Origin of the sequence: Sphingomonas sp. UBA978 (assembly GCF_002292295.1) — a bacterium.
In the GTDB taxonomy this organism is placed as follows: Bacteria; Pseudomonadota; Alphaproteobacteria; order Sphingomonadales; family Sphingomonadaceae; genus Sphingomonas.
The window spans coordinates 90,623-106,687 of sequence record NZ_DBBS01000018.1 but is presented as its reverse complement, the minus strand read 5'-3'; the positions used below and the strand labels follow the sequence as shown (position 1 = coordinate 106,687).

General features: G+C 70.5%; 12 protein-coding genes. 6 read left to right on the top strand and 6 right to left on the bottom strand.

Going from position 1 to position 16,065, the window contains the following annotated elements; genetic code table 11:
• The first annotated feature begins 45 nt into the window (after positions 1-45).
• Complete coding sequence (locus tag B2515_RS10305) at positions 46-1,128, top strand: SDR family oxidoreductase (RefSeq protein WP_293876126.1); 1,083 nt, start codon at positions 46-48, stop codon at positions 1,126-1,128.
• A gap of 8 nt (positions 1,129-1,136) precedes the next feature.
• Here the strand turns inward: B2515_RS10305 and B2515_RS10300 are convergent, their stop codons facing one another.
• The 5 genes from B2515_RS10300 to B2515_RS10280 all read right to left on the bottom strand — a co-directional run bounded on the left by B2515_RS10300 (position 1,137) and on the right by B2515_RS10280 (position 8,940).
• Entirely contained in the window at positions 1,137-3,533 is a 2,397-nt protein-coding gene (locus B2515_RS10300; RefSeq protein ID WP_293876125.1) for a hypothetical protein, read from the bottom strand.
• Positions 3,534-3,669: 136 nt separating this feature from the next.
• Positions 3,670-4,830 carry an acyl-CoA dehydrogenase family protein gene (locus B2515_RS10295; protein WP_293876124.1) on the bottom strand — a complete coding sequence of 387 codons (1,161 nt, stop codon included), beginning with the start codon at positions 4,828-4,830 and terminating at the stop codon, positions 3,670-3,672.
• A 17-nt stretch (positions 4,831-4,847) separates the two neighbouring features.
• Complete coding sequence (locus B2515_RS10290) at positions 4,848-5,633, bottom strand: SDR family NAD(P)-dependent oxidoreductase (protein ID WP_293876123.1); 786 nt, start codon at positions 5,631-5,633, stop codon at positions 4,848-4,850.
• Positions 5,634-5,663: 30 nt separating this feature from the next.
• A complete protein-coding gene (locus B2515_RS10285; protein WP_293876122.1) occupies positions 5,664-6,839 on the bottom strand; it encodes an acetyl-CoA C-acetyltransferase in 1,176 nt (391 codons plus the stop codon).
• Entirely contained in the window at positions 6,832-8,940 is a 2,109-nt protein-coding gene (locus tag B2515_RS10280) for a 3-hydroxyacyl-CoA dehydrogenase NAD-binding domain-containing protein (protein ID WP_293876121.1), read from the bottom strand. The genes B2515_RS10285 and B2515_RS10280 overlap by 8 nt, the downstream gene beginning before the upstream one ends.
• A 221-nt stretch (positions 8,941-9,161) precedes the next feature.
• On the opposite strand from B2515_RS10280, the gene B2515_RS10275 reads away from it, so the two are divergent.
• From B2515_RS10275 to B2515_RS10255, 5 genes are read left to right on the top strand one after another with little or no spacing between them, the layout of a single operon-like run.
• Positions 9,162-9,947, top strand: a complete 786-nt coding sequence (locus B2515_RS10275; protein WP_293876120.1) for an enoyl-CoA hydratase-related protein — start codon at positions 9,162-9,164, stop codon at positions 9,945-9,947.
• A gap of 10 nt (positions 9,948-9,957) precedes the next feature.
• Positions 9,958-11,547 carry a long-chain-fatty-acid--CoA ligase gene (locus tag B2515_RS10270; protein ID WP_293876119.1) on the top strand — a complete coding sequence of 530 codons (1,590 nt, stop codon included), beginning with the start codon at positions 9,958-9,960 and terminating at the stop codon, positions 11,545-11,547.
• Between the two features lie 34 nt (positions 11,548-11,581).
• Positions 11,582-13,120 carry an acyl-CoA synthetase gene (locus B2515_RS10265; RefSeq protein WP_293876118.1) on the top strand — a complete coding sequence of 513 codons (1,539 nt, stop codon included), beginning with the start codon at positions 11,582-11,584 and terminating at the stop codon, positions 13,118-13,120.
• Positions 13,117-14,091 carry an alpha/beta hydrolase fold domain-containing protein gene (locus tag B2515_RS10260; protein WP_293876117.1) on the top strand — a complete coding sequence of 325 codons (975 nt, stop codon included), beginning with the start codon at positions 13,117-13,119 and terminating at the stop codon, positions 14,089-14,091. The genes B2515_RS10265 and B2515_RS10260 overlap by 4 nt, the downstream gene beginning before the upstream one ends.
• Before the next feature lie 3 nt (positions 14,092-14,094).
• The gene (locus tag B2515_RS10255) at positions 14,095-14,412 is read left to right on the top strand and encodes a 2Fe-2S iron-sulfur cluster-binding protein (RefSeq protein WP_293876116.1); all 318 of its coding nucleotides are present in this window, start codon (positions 14,095-14,097) and stop codon (positions 14,410-14,412) included.
• 3 nt (positions 14,413-14,415) lie between these two features.
• Here the strand turns inward: B2515_RS10255 and B2515_RS10250 are convergent, their stop codons facing one another.
• The gene (locus B2515_RS10250) at positions 14,416-16,050 is read right to left on the bottom strand and encodes a type II secretion system protein GspD (RefSeq protein WP_293876115.1); all 1,635 of its coding nucleotides are present in this window, start codon (positions 16,048-16,050) and stop codon (positions 14,416-14,418) included.
• Positions 16,051-16,065 lie beyond the last annotated feature (15 nt).

The window sequence follows — 16,065 nt, the reverse complement described above, 5'->3', positions numbered from 1 at the left end:
TGCTCCAGCCTTATAGGGCGTGCTCCCATGAATGTGGAGCACGCCATGTCGAGCGAACCGACCGACCTTTCTTCCTCCCCGCCTCTCGCCTTCGTGACGGGGGCGACGGGACTTCTGGGCAACAATCTCGTACGCGAACTGATCGCCGACGGCTGGCGGGTGCGGGCCCTGGTGCGCTCGCGCGAAAAGGCCGCCCGGCAGTTTTCAGGCCTGGATCTGGAGATCGTCGGCGGCGACATGCTCGACGTGCCGGGCTTCGCCGCGGCGTTGCACGGGGTGGACGTGGTGTTCCACGCCGCGGCCTATTTTCGCGATTCCTACAAGGGCGGCCGTCATTGGGATGCGCTCCACGCGGCCAATGTCGAGGGCACCCGCGCCCTGCTCGATCACGCATGGCACGCCGGCGTGCGGCGCTTCGTCCACACCAGTTCGGTCGCGGTGCTGCGCGGCGCGAAGGGACAGGTCATCGATGAGAGCATGTTGCGGGATGAGGGAGAGGCCGATGACTATTATCGCAGCAAGATCCTGGCGGATCGGGTGGTGTTGGAGTTTCTCGACGCGCATCCCGAGGCCCGGGCGGTGCTGGTGCTGCCCGGCTGGATGCACGGGCCCGGCGATATGGGGCCGACCGCCGCAGGGCAGACCGTGCTGGACGTGGCGATGGGGCGCCTGCCCGGGGTACCGCCCGGTTCCTTTTCGGTGGTCGATGCGCGCGATGTCGCGCGGGCGATGATCCTCGCGGACCGGCTGGGCCGCCGCGGCGAGCGCTACCTGGCCGCCGGTCGGCACAGCACCATGGCCGACCTGTTGCCGCTCGTCGCGCAGGCGGTCGGGGTCACGGCGCCGACCCGCCGCATCCCGCTGGCGCTGCTCCACCTGATCGGGGCGTGGAACGAGGTGTATGCCCGCCTTACCGGCAGGCCGGTGCTGGTCAGCTGGGCGATGGCGCGCACCATCGCCACCGAAAACGACCGCTCGCGCTACGATCCCGCCAAGAGCGCGCGCGAACTGGGCCTGACGTTCCGCCCCCTTGCCGAGACCATCCGCGATGAAGTCGCGTGGTTCTATGCGAACGGCGTTCTGGCCAGCCCGCAGGATCGCGTGCGGGGTCGGCCGACCATGGCGTGACGGGGTGTTTACCGCATCACGACGCCCACCGCGTCCGGCGCATCGCGAAGGCGCAGGAAGAGGGGGCCACCGGCGCTGGCCGGTGCAGGCAGGACGATATCGAGCGCCGGCCCGGTATAGCCGTCGGGCACCGCCGCCGCGGCCTCGAACCGGTCGTTGGTGGCGATCGAACGGAGGAGAAAGAGGGCGTCGCCGGTGATCGTGCAGCCGGTCGGACCAGGGCAGGCGATCGCCGTGATGACCGGGAGGCGGACGGCAGTGGCGAGGGGGGACCAGCGGCTGGGTTCGTCGTCGCGGATGACCCGGAAGCGCAGGGGGCCGTGCACCGATGCGCCGAGCGCGTCGCGGGGGGTGAAGGCGACGATCCCCGTCGTGTCATCCTGCAGGTCATAGCCCCGGCCGCTCGCGATCCGGGCGACGGCGTCGCCCGCGACGGTCGCGACCTCGATGACCTCCCGCCCGGTGAGGGGCGTGCCCGGATCGAGCCGGAAGGCGAAGGTGACGCGGCTGTCCTGCGGGACGACATCGTCGGGCCGCAGCGCGATCGGCAGCGTGCCCGGGGCGGCGGGCCGCGGCGCGACGCTCCGGTGCAGCAGCGTCGGCACCGGCCGCGCGGGCGCGACGACGAGCGCCGCCGTCCGGTGCCGGTCGCCGGTGAAGGTGACGTCCGCGACGATGCGTTCGCCCGCGGTCAGCACCTGCGCCGCCGCCGGATCGACCGGGAGCAGCGTCAGCCGGTCGGCACCGGCGGCGCGGGTGAGGGCGCCCGGCCGCCACGTCGCCTTGCCCGCCCGGACCTCGCGCACCTGATCGAGCCGCGATCCGGTCAGCACCGCCGATTCGTCGCCCGCGGCATAGGCCACGCCGTCGATGCGGCCGACCTCCTGCAAGGCGGGCAGGACGATGCTGACCGGCGGTGCCGGCGCGCGCGCGGTGACGGTCAGCGTGACCGTGCCCGGCGTCGCCTTGTCCAGCGGCACGTCGACGACGATCGTGTTCGCGTCGTCCTGCTTCCACGACACCGCCTGCGCCGCTGCATCGCCGCGCTGCATCGTGATGCCGTCGATACAGCCGGCACCCTCGCCGGTCAGCGTCACCGCGTTGCTCCGCCCGACGACCAGCGAGGCCCGCGGGGCGGCGGTCCAGCGGTTGACCCGGGGATCGGACAGCTTGAACCGCGGTCCGTCGAACGGGGTGAACCCCCACCGGCCGGCGATCCGCGCGTCGATCGTCGCACCGGCGCTGCGGTCGGGCAACGCACGATCGAGCACGAAGCCGCCGCGCCGCGCATCGGCGTGCACGGGCAGGTCGAAACCGGCGGCACCGTCCGGCGCGACGCGCAGCACCATGTCGTGGGCGTAGCGCGTCGCATAGACGAGCGGCGCGCCCTCGACCGGCAGCACCGTGTCCGGCGCGGCGCACAACAGCGGCACGCCGGCCGCGGCCTGCAGCGGCGGCGGCTTGGCCGCCTCGATCGCCGGCAGGCCGACGACCATCACCGACGCGGGCTTGGCGAAGGACAAGGGTGTGTTGAGCAGCAAGGTCAACCGGCCGTCGCCCATCCGGGCGAGCGCCGGCACGAAGCGGAGTTGCGACGACTGGAAGGCGCCGAACAGCCGCAGGATGTCGCGTACCACGCCGATGTACGAACTGTACGAGCCATAGCCGCCCTGCGGCGTGGCGCTGAGCTGAAAGGCCAGATCGACGGGCGCCCCGGTGAGCGTATCGGCGAGGGCGGAGCTGTGCGTGTCGGCGAACAGCAGCGTTTCGCGATCCCCGGTCAGGCAGGCCGCCTGAAGCTCGGGCGGCTGCTGCAGGCATTCGGTCTTCAGCTTGATCGCAAGGCTGCGGGTGAGCACCTGCGACGCGGCATTGACGCTGTCCGGGTCCTGCCGGCCGATCCGGAAGAGCAGGTCGAGGAACGTATCGAGCCGCGCCCGGTCGAGCGCGGCCTGGTTGAGGTCCTGCACCGCGCGGACGAAGGTGCCGGGCTGTTTGCGGACCGCGCTGACGATCGCATTCCTGCCCGCGCCCCGTTCGGGCAGCACGAACAGCACGAGCTGCTGCGCGCCCTTCGGGACAACCAGCGACAGGTCGCCGCCCTTCGTCTTGCCGCTGACCGTGTCGTGGAACCACGCGTCCGGCGGGCGGTCGACCGCCCCGCGCAGGAAGGCGGCGACGAGGCGGAACCGGTCGCTCTGGCCGGCGGGAAGGTCGAGTTTGATCGCGACGCGGTCGCCCTCGGCGAGGTTCGGCACCCATTCCAGCGGCAGGGTCGATCCGTCGCGGGTGACGGCGACCGACAGCCGTGGCCCGACCAGATCGAACGACGAGGGGGCGGCCTGCACGGACATCGCCGTGAGCAGGAGCGCGAGGGAGACGAGGTTACGGATGATGCGCGACATAGGGCTGAGATCGAACCCGGCTTCGAGGACAGCGGAGAGGATGCGGATGTGCCGCAGTCATGTGGTCAGAATGTGACCCGACGCGCCGGGTGCCGGGGCGCGTCGGGCGATGGCGGCGGAACGGGGCTCGGGGCCGTTACGCCAGCAGGCTGCGATAGTTCTGCGAGAAGATGTCGCGGCCGATGATGAGCCGCATCACCTCCGAACTGCCCGCCAGGATGCGGTTGATGCGCGCGTCGGTGAACATGTGGCTGATCGGATATTCGTCCATATAGCCCGCGCCGCCGTGCAGCTGGACGCCGAGGTCCATCATCTTCCATTCGACCTCGGTGGTCAGCATCTTGGCCTTGGCACCCATGTTGCCGGTCAGGCGGCCGGCGTTGTGCTCGACGACGCAATGGTCGACATAGGTCTGGACGAGGTCGATCTCGGCATCCATCTCGGCCATGCGGAACTGGGTGTTCTGCTGATCGGACAAAGGCTTGCCGAACATCACCCGCTGCATGACGTAATCGCGGGTGATGTCGAACGCGCGGCGCGCATTGGCGGCGGCGCCGACCGCGGCGATCAGCCGTTCCTCGGCCAGCCCCTCCATCAAATGATAGAAGCCGTTGCCGGGGGTCCCCAGCACATTGTCCTTGGGAATGCGGACGTTGTCGAAGAACAGCTCCGCCGTGTCCTGAGCGGACATGCCCATCTTCTTCAGATTGCGCCCCCGTTCGAAGCCCGCCATGCCGCGTTCGACGAGCAGCAGCACCAGCGCATGCTTCTTTTCCGCGCCCGCCAGCTTTGCGGCGACGACGATCAGGTCGGCGTTGATGCCGTTGGAGATATAGGTCTTCGATCCATTGAGCAGGAAGTGGTCGCCCCTGTCCTCGGCGGTCGAGCGCATCCCGGCGAGGTCGGAACCTGCGCCCGCCTCGGTCATCGCGATGGCGAGGATCGTGTCGCCGCTGACGCAGCCGGGCAGCACCCGGCGACGCAATTCCTCGCTGCCGAAGCGTTGCAGATAGGGGCCGACCAGGCGGCTGTGCAGCGTGTTGTACCAGCTGGCGCAGCCCGCGCGCACGGTTTCCTCGATGATGATCTGTTCGTAGCGGAAATCCTCGTCGCCCAGCCCGCCATAGCTTTCGTCGGGCCAGACCATCAGGAACCCCTGGTCGCCCGCGCGTTTGAAGGCGTCGCGATCGACGATCCCCGCCTCGCGCCACGCCTCCATATGCGGCGCGATCTCGCCGTCGAGGAAGCGGCGATAGGCTTCGCGGAACATGATCTGGTCGTCGGTGAACTGGCGCATCTCTGTCTCTCCGGGGATCAGCGTGGGGCCATGCGGATGGCGCCGTCGAGCCGCACGTCCTCGCCGTTGAAATAGCCGTTCTCGACCATCAGCAGCGCGAGCGCGGCATATTCGGCCGGATCGCCCAGTCGCTTGGGGAAGGGCACCGACGCCGCCAGCGCCGCCTTCACATGATCGGGCGCGCCGAGCAGCAGCGGCGTGCTGAAGATGCCGGGCAGGATCGTGTTGACGCGAATCCCCTCGGCCATCAGGTCGCGCGCCAGCGGCAGCGTCAGGCTGACGACGCCGCCCTTGGAGGCGGCATAGGCGGCCTGGCCCATCTGGCCGTCCTCCGCGGCGACCGAGGCGGTGTTGACGATCGCGCCGCGCTCGCCGGCTTCGTCGACCGGATCGAGCGCGGCCATGCCGACCGCCGATTTGGCGGTGCAGCGGAACGTGCCGATCAGGTTGATCTGGATGATCTTCTCGAATTCGGCGAGCGGGAAGTGGCGCAGCGCGCCGGTCGCCTTGTCGCGGCCGACGGTCTTGATCGCATTGCCGGTGCCCGCGCAATTGACCAGCACGCGCTCCTGCCCGTGGGCCGCGCGCGCGCTGGCGAAGCCGGCATCGACCGAGGCGTCGTCGGTGACGTTCACCGCGCAGAAGATCCCGCCGATCTCGGCGGCGACGCGCTCGCCCAGTTCGGCGTTGAGGTCGAACAGGGCGACGCGGACGCCCCTGGCGGCGAGCGCCCGGGCGGTCGCGGCGCCGAGGCCGGAGGCGCCGCCGGTGACGACCGCGGCGATGGAGGAATCGAGTTTCACGTGGGGGTGTCCTTCAGGAAGCAGGAACGGTCACAGCCGCTCGATGATGGTCACGTTGGCGATGCCGCCGCCTTCGCACATGGTCTGGAGGCCGAAGCGCTTGCCGGTGCGGCCGAGCGCGTGGATCAGCGTCGCCATCAGCTTCGCACCCGATGCGCCGAGCGGATGGCCGAGCGCGATCGCGCCGCCATGGACGTTCAGCCGCTCCGGATCGGCCTCCAGCATCTGCAGCCAGGCGAGCGGGATCGGGGCGAACGCCTCGTTGACCTCGTACAGGTCGATCTCGCCGATCGAACGGCCGGCGCGTTCGAGCGCGGTCCGCGTCGCGGTGATCGGCTCCGCCAGCATCACCACCGGATCGCCGGCGGTGACGGTCAGATTGTCGATCCGCGCGATCGGGGTCAGGCCATGGGCCTTGAGCGCGCGGGCGTTGACGATCAGCACGCCCGACGCGCCGTCGCAGATCTGGCTGGCATTGCCCGCGGTGATGATGCTGCCGTCCATCACCGTCTTCAGGCCGCCCAGCCCCTCCAGCGAGGCATCGGGCCGCAGTCCTTCGTCGGCGACGTGCAGCGCGGTGCTGCCGTCGGGGCGGGTGATGCGCACGGGGACGATCTCGCGATCGAACGCGCCGGCGGCGACCGCCGCGGCGCCCTTGCGGTGGCTGGTGAGGGCGAAGGCGTCGGCGGCGTCGCGGGTGATGCCGTAGGAGTCGGCGATCATCTGCGCGCCGGTGAACTGGTCGAACGACGACACGCCGTAGCGCCTCTTCGCCGCCTCGCTCCACGGACCGGTGCCGATGCCCGCCTGCGCGTAGAGCGACACGGTCGAGCCCATCGGCACGCGCGACATGCTCTCGACGCCGGCGGCGATGACCATGTCCTGCGTGCCCGACAGCACGGCCTGCGCGGCGAACTGGATCGCCTGTTGCGACGATCCGCACTGGCGATCGATCGTCACCGCCGGCACCGTGTCGGGCAGGGTCGAGGCGAGGACGGCGTTGCGGCCGACCTGCGTGCTCTGCTCGCCGCCCTGGCCGACGCAGCCCATGATGACGTCCTCGATCGCGGCGGGATCGATCCCGGTCCGCGCGACGAGCGCGTCGAGGACGACGGCGGCGAGGTCGGCCGGATGGATGCCGCTGAGCGCGCCGTTGCGGCGCCCGCCGGCGGTGCGGATGGCTTCGACGATATAGGCTTCAGGCATGGTCCGCCCTTTCGAGGGTGAGGGATGGCGAGGGCGTGGCGACCGCGCGATGCAGCACGCCGCCGCTGGCGGCGAGGCGTTCGAGCAGCGGCGAGGGCGCGAAGGCGGGGCCATGCTGCGCAGCCAGCGCCCGCAGCGCGGCGACGATCGCGGGCAGTCCGACGGTATCGGCCCAGAACATCGGTCCGCCGGTGTGGACCGGCCAGCCATAGCCCGCGATCAGCGCCATATCGATGTCGGACGCGCGCAGCGCGATCCCCTCGTCGAGGATCTTCGCGCCCTCGTTGATGATGGGGTAGAGGAGTTGTTCAAGGAGTTCGCGATTCGTGAAGTCGCGGCGGGCGATGCCCCTGTCGGCGGCGAGCGCGGCGATCACCTCATCGGCGACGGGCGAGGGGGTGGCGCGGCGCTGCGCGTCGTAATCGTAGAAACCGCCGTTCTTCTTCTGCCCCAGCCGGTCGCGTGCGACCATGTCGCCCATCAGCGTCCGCCCGGTCGAATCGCGGCCGATCACGTCCAGCCCGATCAGGTCGAGCATCTGGAACGCGCCCATCGGAAAGCCGTAATCGACCAGCACCCGGTCGATCTGTTGCGGGGAGGCACCGGCGATCGCCAGCGCGTCGGCCTGCGCCATGCGCACGCCCATCGCGCGATTGGCGATGAAGCCCTCGCACACGCCCGACAGGACGGGCAGCTTGCCGATCCGCTTGGCGAGCCGCATCGCGGTCGCGACGACGCCGGGCGCGGTACGCGCGCCGCGCACCACCTCCAGCAGACGCATGACGTTGGCGGGCGAGAAGAAATGCAGCCCGACCACGCGATCGGGGCGGCGGGTCGCCGCGGCGATCGCGTCGAGATCGAGGAAGGAGGTGTTCGAGGCGAGGATCGCATCCGGTTTGGCGATGGCGTCCAGCTGGGCGAAGATCGTCTGCTTCAGCGCCATGCTCTCGAAGACCGCCTCGATGACGAGGTCGCAGCCGGCAAGGTCGGTCATCGCCAGCGTGCCGGTGAGCAGCGCCATGCGCCGTTCGACCTCGGCCGCGTCCAGCCGGCCCTTGCGTGCGCTGGCGTCGTAATTGCGGCGGATCGTCGCGATGCCGCGATCGAGCGCATCCTGACGCGTCTCGACCAGCGTCACCGGCAGGCCGATGTTGAGGAAGTTCATCGCGATGCCGCCGCCCATCGTGCCCGCGCCGATCACGCCCACCGTGGCGATCGACGCGACGGGCGTGTCCGCGGCGAGCCCGGGTACCTTGCCGGTCTCGCGCTCCGCGAAGAAGGCATAGCGCTGCGCCTCGGATTCGCGGCTGTGGAGCAACTCGGCGAACAGTTCCGCCTCGCGCGCCATGCCCTGATCGAAGGGCAGGGTGACGGCGGCCTCGATCGCCTTGATGATGTTGGCGGGTGCCCTGACCCCGCGCAGCAGGCCCGGATTGTTCGCGCGAAAGGCGTCGAACAGCCCCGGCTCGGCGCGGTCGGCGGCGATCCTGTCCTCGCGGTCGCGCACCCGGCGGCGGACGGCACCGTCCGCGACGACCTCCCGCGCGAAGGCGACGGCGGCATCGACGAGGTCGTCGGGTGCGCTGAGGCGGTCGACGATGCCGAGCGCCAGCGCCCGCGCGGCCGCGATCGGCTTGCCGCCGGTGATGATGTCGAGCGCGGCCGCGGCGCCGACGATCCGCGGCAGGCGCTGCGTGCCGCCCGCGCCGGGGAGCAGGCCGAGCGCGACCTCGGGCAGCCCGACGCGCGCGGTGGGGCTGGCGATCCGGTAATCGCAGGCGAGCGCGGTTTCGAGCCCGCCGCCGAGCGCGGTGCCGTGGATCGCGGCGATCACCGGCTTGGTCGCGCCCTCGATCCGGGCGAGCACGTCGAGCAGGTCCGGGCGCATCGGCGGCTTGCCGAATTCGGTGATGTCGGCACCGGCGAAGAAGGTCCGCCCCGCGCAGAGCAGCACGATCGCCTCGACCGAGGCGTCGGCCTCCGCCGCGGTGATGCCGTCGATGATCGCCTGCCGCACGGCGAGGCCGAGCGCGTTGACCGGCGGCGAATCGATCGTGAGCAGGCCGATGCTGCCGCGCGTTCCGAACGTGCCTGTCGGCATGCTGATTCTCCCTCGTTCCCGTCGTGACGGCCGCATCCCTGGCGCGGCGTTCGCGCTGCCTGATGCCTCAGGACGCAGACGATGGGAAGGGGTAATTATACGAACATATAATAGCAATATATCACCGCTGGATTTGTCGCTGCGGCGGCATCGGCGTCGTTCGTCCGGGGTTGGCAATCGCATTTAACTATGCGTATACATAGGGCGAGAAAGGGAGAGCGATGACCGATCAGACGGATATCCGCATCGTCGTGCGCGACGGCGTGGCGGAAGTGACGCTCGACCGGCCCGCGGCGCTGAATGCGCTGACGCTGGACATGGCCGCGGCGCTGCGCGACGCCTTTGCACGGATCGCGGGCGATCCGGCGGTCCGCGCGGTGCTGCTGACCGGGGCCGGGCGTGCCTTTTGCAGCGGCGCGGACCTGCGCGGCGATGCCGGTGGCGGCGCGACCGACGTCGGCGACAGCCTGGAGCGTTTCTTCAACCCGCTGCTCGAAACGCTCTTCGCGATGCCCAAGCCGCTGGTGACCGCGGTGAACGGCCCGGCGGTGGGGGCGGGATTCTCGCTCGCGCTCGCCGGGGACGTCATCCTCGCGGCGCGATCGGCCTATTTCATCCAGGCGTTCGTCAAGGTCGGGCTGGTTCCCGACGTGGGATCGACCTGGCTGCTGCCGCGCCAGATCGGACGCGGGCGGGCGATGGCGCTGATGATGCTCGGCGACCGGCTGTCCGCCGACACCGCGCTCGACTGGGGCATGATCTATCGCGTCGAGGAGGATGACGCGCTGCTGGAATCGGCGCGCGCGCTCGCCGCCCGGCTCGCCGCCGGTCCGACGCAATCCTATGCGATGCTGCGCCGTGCGGCACGCGCGGGGCTGGAGAGCGGGCTGACCGAGGCGCTCGCCCGCGAGCGTGCCGATCAACGCGCGGCGGGCTTCACCGGTGATTTCGCCGAGGGCGTGCGCGCGTTCGTCGACCGGCGGGCGCCGGTCTTCACCGGCGCGTGAGGGGAGTCGCGTGACCGGGCCGTTCGTCAATCTGGGACAGGTCGCGGCGCATCATGCGCGCGAACGGCCCGATGCCATCGCCTTCGCCTTCGAAGGGCGCACGACCAGCTTCGGCGCATTTGCGGCGCGGTGCCGCAGGGTCGCCGCGGCGCTGGTCGCGGACGGCTGCCGGCCCGGTGCGCGCGTCGCCTTTCTGGGCAAGAACAGCGACCTGTTCTTCGAACTGCTGTTCGGCGCCGGGATGGTCGGGCTGGTGACGGTGCCGCTCAACTGGCGGCTGGCGCCGGCGGAGCACGAGCAGATCCTCGCCGATGCGCGCGCCGATCTGCTGTTCGCCACCGCCGACTTCGCCGCGGCGGCGGGGCGGCTGGCGCTGGACGCCCTCGGGGTGCGGCGGCTGGTCGAGATCGAGCCGGGCGACGATCCCGACCGCCACTTCACCGCGTGGCGCGACGTGCGTGGCGCCGCGGCGGACACCGGCGCCGATACCGCGGTCGCGGTCGGTCGCGACGATGTCTTCCTCCAGCTCTACACCTCCGGCACGACCGGCAGGCCCAAGGGCGTGATGCTGACCCATGGCTCCGTGCTGGGCGCGCTGGAGCTGGCCGGGGAGGGGGCGGAGCCGTGGCGGCAATGGACCCCTGACCTCACCGCGCTGGTCGCCATGCCGGTGTTCCACGTCTCCGGCTCCGGCTGGGCGCTGGGGGCGTTCCATGGCGGCGGACGATCGGTGATCCTGCGCGAATTCTCGATTTCCGGCGTCGAACGGGCGATCGCCGCCGACGGCGTCACCCATGTGATGATCGTGCCCGCGGCCTTGCAGATGCTGGTCGACAGCTGGGAACGCGGCACGGCGCAGGCGGGATCGCTGCGGCAGATCGTCTATGGCGCCAGCCCGATGCCGCCGGTCCTGCTCAACCGCTGCCTCGCCCTGCTGGGGTGCGATTTCGTGCAATATTACGGGATGACCGAGACGTGCGGCAGCTTCGTCGCGCTGTCGCCCGAGGATCACCTGCAACCGGTCGGCAACCGGCTCGGCTCCACCGGGCGGGTGATGACGGGCCATGCGCTGCGCATCGTCGACGCCGGCGGTGCGGCGGTGCCGGCGCATGTCGTCGGCGAGGTGTGCGTGCGCACCCCCGGCGTGATGGCGGGGTATTGGAACATGCCCGAGGCGACGTGCGAGACGATCGACGCGGACGGCTGGCTGCACACCGGGGACGCCGGCTATCTCGACGACGACGGCTATCTGTTCCTGTGCGACCGGATCAAGGACATGATTATCTCCGGTGGGGAGAACATCTATCCGATCGAGGTGGAACAGGCGCTCGCCAGCCATCCGGCGGTCGATGCGGTGGCGGTGATCGGCATCCCCGACGAACGCTGGGGCGAATCGGTCAAGGCGTTCGTCGTCCTCAAGCCCGGCGCCGCGACGCAGGCGGAGGAGCTGGTCGCGCACGCGCGGACCGCGATCGCGGGCTACAAGGTGCCGCGGTCGGTCGACTTCGTCGCGACGCTGCCGCGCAACGCGTCGGGCAAGATCCTCAAGCGCGAGCTGCGCGCCGCGCACCGCACCGCCTCCGATTCCGCGCTTGCCTGATCCCGTGCTTCCTCTGTCCCGGACGTCTGCCGCCATGCATCCCTGTGTCCATGCCCGCACCCATCCCGCAAAGGCCGCGGTCGTCCTGCACGCGACCGGGGAGACGATCGATTATGCGACGCTCGATCGCCGTTCCAACCAGGGCGCGCATCTGTTCCGCGCGGCGGGGCTGGTGCGCGGCGACGTGGTGGCGGTGTTCCTCGAGAACCATCCCCGCTTCTTCGACCTCGCCTGGGCGGCGCAGCGCAGCGGCCTGTATCTCGTCTGCCTGTCGTCGCGCGCGACCGCGGCGGAGGCGGACTATATCCTGACCGATTCCGGGGCGAAGCTGCTGGTGACCTCGCCCTGTCTCGCCGCCGTGGCGGGCGAGCTGCCGGCGCGGTTGCCGGGGGTCGCGATGTTCATGCTCGATACCCCCGCCACCGGCTTTCGCGACTGGAACGGCGCGGCGGCGGCGATGCCCGATACGCCGATCGCCGACGAATCGGCAGGGGCGCTGATGCTCTATTCGTCGGGGACGACGGGGCGGCCCAAGGGCGTGCGCTGGGCGCTGCCCGAGGACCCGTCGATCGCGGCGCCGCCGGTGCTGACGCAACTCGCCGCCGGACGGTTCGGTTTTACGGGCGACACCGTCTATCTGTCGCCGGCGCCGCTCTATCACGCCGCGCCGCTGCACTGGTCGATGACCGTCCACCGGCTGGGCGGGACGGTGGTGGTGATGGAGCATTTCGATCCCGAGGAGGCGCTGCGTGCGATCGCGCGCTACCGGGTCACCGCCAGCCAGTGGGTGCCGACGCATTTCGTGCGCCTGCTCAAGCTGCCCGAGGCGGTGCGGGGCGCGTACGACCTGTCGTCGCTGCGCGTGGCGATCCATGCCGCGGCGCCCTGTCCGGTGCCGGTCAAGCGGGCGATGATCGACTGGTGGGGGCCGATCCTGTTCGAATATTATTCGGGGACGGAGGGCAACGGCTGGACGATGATCGATTCGGCCGAATGGCTGCGCAAGCCCGGATCGGTCGGCCGCGCGGTGATCGGCACGCCGCACATCTGCGACGACGCCGCGAACGACCTGCCGCCGGGTCGCGAGGGCGCGATCTACTTCGAGGGCGGCCCGCGCTTTTCCTACCATAACGATCCCGCCAAGACCGCGGCGGTCGCCAACGTGCACGGCTGGACCACGCTGGGCGACGTCGGCCGGCTGGACGAGGACGGCTATCTCTACCTGACCGATCGGCAGAGCTTCATGATTATCTCGGGCGGGGTGAACGTCTATCCGCAGGAGATCGAGAACGTCCTGGTGACGCATCCGCGGATCGCCGATGCGGCGGTGGTCGGCGCGCCCGATCCCGATTTCGGCGAAAAGGTGGTCGCGGTGATCCAGCCCGTCGACTGGGCGGACGCCAACGAGGGTTTCGCCGAGGAAATCCGCCAGTGGCTGCGGGGGCAGCTGTCGGGCATCAAGGTGCCGCGGCAGATCGACTTCATGCCGCAGCTGCCGCGCGAGCCGACCGGCAAGCTCTACAAGCGGCTGATCCGCGACGCCTATCGGCAGGCGGCGGGGGCGGCGGCATGACCGGTATCGACCATATCGCGGGCCGGCCGGGGTTCGGTGCGCGCCTGACCAACGCGCTGTTGCGCGCGACGCGGGCGAAGACGCCGCTCGACGTCGGCGATCCCGCGGCGCTGATCGCGGCGCGCGGCAAGCTCGACCGGTTCGATGCCGGGATGGCGCGGCTGCAGCGCCGCGCGTCGCGGCCGTTCACGGCGGAGGACGCCGATATCGCGGGCGTCGCGGTCAAGACGCTCGCGATCGTCGATCCGGTCGCGCCGCGCCGCGCCAACGACGTGCTGCTGTTCGTCCATGGCGGCGGATTCTTCTTCCGCTCGATCCACGGCCATATGCTGATGGCGGCGCGGATCGCGCGGGCCGCCGGGATCGGGCGCGTCGTCCTGCCGCTGTACCGGCTGGCGCCGGAACATGCCTATCCCGCCGCGCAGGACGATTGCCTCGCGGTGTACGATGCGCTGCTCGCGGACGGGGTCGATGCCGGCGATATCGTCGTCGCCGCCGATTCCGCGGGCGCGGCGCTGGCGCTCGGGATGCTGCTGCGCGCGCGGGATCGCGGGCGGCGCCTGCCGCGTGCGGTCGCGCTGATGTCGCCGATGACCGACCTCAGCTATGCGGGGGCGTCGATCGCGGAGAATGCCGAGCGCGATCCGATGCTCGGCGGGCAGCCGATGCCGGCGCCGGCCTATTATCTGGGCGATGCGGACCCGGCCGATCCCGGCTGTTCGCCGCTGTTCGCCGACCTGCTCGGGCTGCCGCCGCTGCTCGTCCAGGTCGGCAGCACCGAGCGGCTGCGCGACGACGGCGTGCGGCTGGCGGCGCCGGCGATCGCCGCGGGCGTGCCGGTCCGGGTCGAGGTGTGGCCGGGCATGCCGCACGTCTTCCAGGCCTATGATTTCCGCGAAGCCCGACAGGCACGCGCCCGTATCGCCACGTTCCTGCGCGGCGACGCCTCCCTCCCCCGACAGACAGGCTGAACCATGCCGCATATCTCCGTCATGACGCGCGAACAGGGCGAACGATCAATCGCGGTGCCGGCGGGCACGACGCTGATGCAGGCGTTGCGCGATGCGGGGATCGACGAAATCGCCGCGCTCTGCGGCGGCTGTTGCAGCTGCGCGACCTGCCACGTCCATATCGCGGCGGACTTCCTCGGCAGGCTTCCGCCGATGTCGGAGGACGAGAACGACCTGCTCGACGGGACCGGCAGCCGCAACGCCGGATCGCGGCTGTCCTGTCAGGTGACGGTCACCGACGCGCTCGACGGCATGGTCGTGACGATCGCCGACGCCGACTGAGGATCACGGCACGGCGGGCGCGAGCACCGGGGCGGGGGCAGCGACCAGCGTGCCGGCCGGTACCGCCGCGCGCCCGCCGGCGGTCTTGAGGTTGAGCCGGCGGATCACGTGCGGCGTGACCATGATATAGAGTTCGGTGGTCTGCTTGCTGATCTTGCTGGCGCCGGCGAGGATCGACAGGATCGGGATATCGCCGAGGATCGGCAGCTTGGTGCGCGTCTTCATGCTGCTTTCCTGCGACAGGCCGCCGATCACGAAGGATTCGCCGTCGCGCACCGCGGCATAGGTTTCCGCCTCGCGCTGGCTGATCGTCGGATAGCCCTGCAGATAGCCGGTGACGCTCGATACGACGCAATAGATGTGGCTGGAGACGATGCCGTCGTCGGTCACGCGCGGCGCGATCTGGAGCGTCACGCCGACGTTCACATATTGCACCTGCTGCGACACGCCGTTGACCCCCGACAGCGTGATCGAGGTGAGGATCGGGATCGCATCGCCGGTGACGATCCGCGCCGCCGATCCGCTCTGCGCCGAGATCCGCGGACGCGACAGGATGCGGCCCTCGCCCTTCTGGATCTGCGCATAGAGCGACGCCTGCAGATTGACGCCGCCGCTGAGCTGGCGCGTGGTCAGCGGGAAGGACGATCCCGCCGAGGAGATGTTGCCGTAGGTGGCGGTCGCGGTGGCGATCTGGCCGTTGGCATTGGCGATGTCGAGGCCGAGGTTGCGCGCGCCCGTCTGGGTCAGCTCGACGATCTGCGTTTCGAGCATGACCGTGTCGATCGGCTGGTCGATCGCCGCGATCTGCGCCTTCAGCCGCGCGATCGTCGCGGGATCGCCGCGCAGCCAGATCGCGTTGAGCCGGCGGTCGACGCCGATATTGGCGTTGATCGACCGCCCGAGCGGTTCGGGATCGGTGTTCTGCGTCTGCGGCCCCGGATTGTAGCTGCTGCTGACGCCGTTGGTGTTGGCGGAGCCGAAGCCGGGCGAGCGCGGCACGAACGTGTCGTTGGGCTTGATCGCGGCGCTGTCGGTGAGCAGGCCCGCGACCTCGCTGACGTCGGCATATTCGAGCATCACCAGCTCGAACCCCATCGCCGAGAAGTCCGCCGTTGGCGGCACCGATCCGGCGGCGCTCGCCGACAGGCCGGGGGCGGCGGTGTCGGGCGGGGTCGCGGCGGCGTCGGTCGCGCGGCCGGCGGGATCGGACAGCGTGACCGTCACGCTGTTGTCGGCATTGTCGATCGATCCGATCTGCACGCCCGGCGATCGGGGATCGAGGCGGAGGAACAGGAAGCCCGGATTCTCCTCGACGCGGATCGCCTTCAGCGGGCCGGTGAAATGGTCCGGCACGGTCAGCTGCCGGCCGCGCGCGGTGAGCGTGAAGGCGACCGCGGGCGTGCCGGAGGCGTCGGTCGCGCTGACGTGCGTGTTCATCCGCGGCGTCAGCTGGAGCTTGAGGACCGTGCGCGCGGGCGTATCCTCGACCACGGTGATCGCGGTCAGATAGGTGAGCGTCTCGCCGCCCGTCTGCGCGCGGCCGGGCTGGGCGGTCGTCACCACCAGCAGCAGCGCGATCAGGCGGAACGGGGCTGGCGCGAACGCCCGATGCCGGCGTCGATCGTTCGACCGGACCATGGGATCACTTTCGAA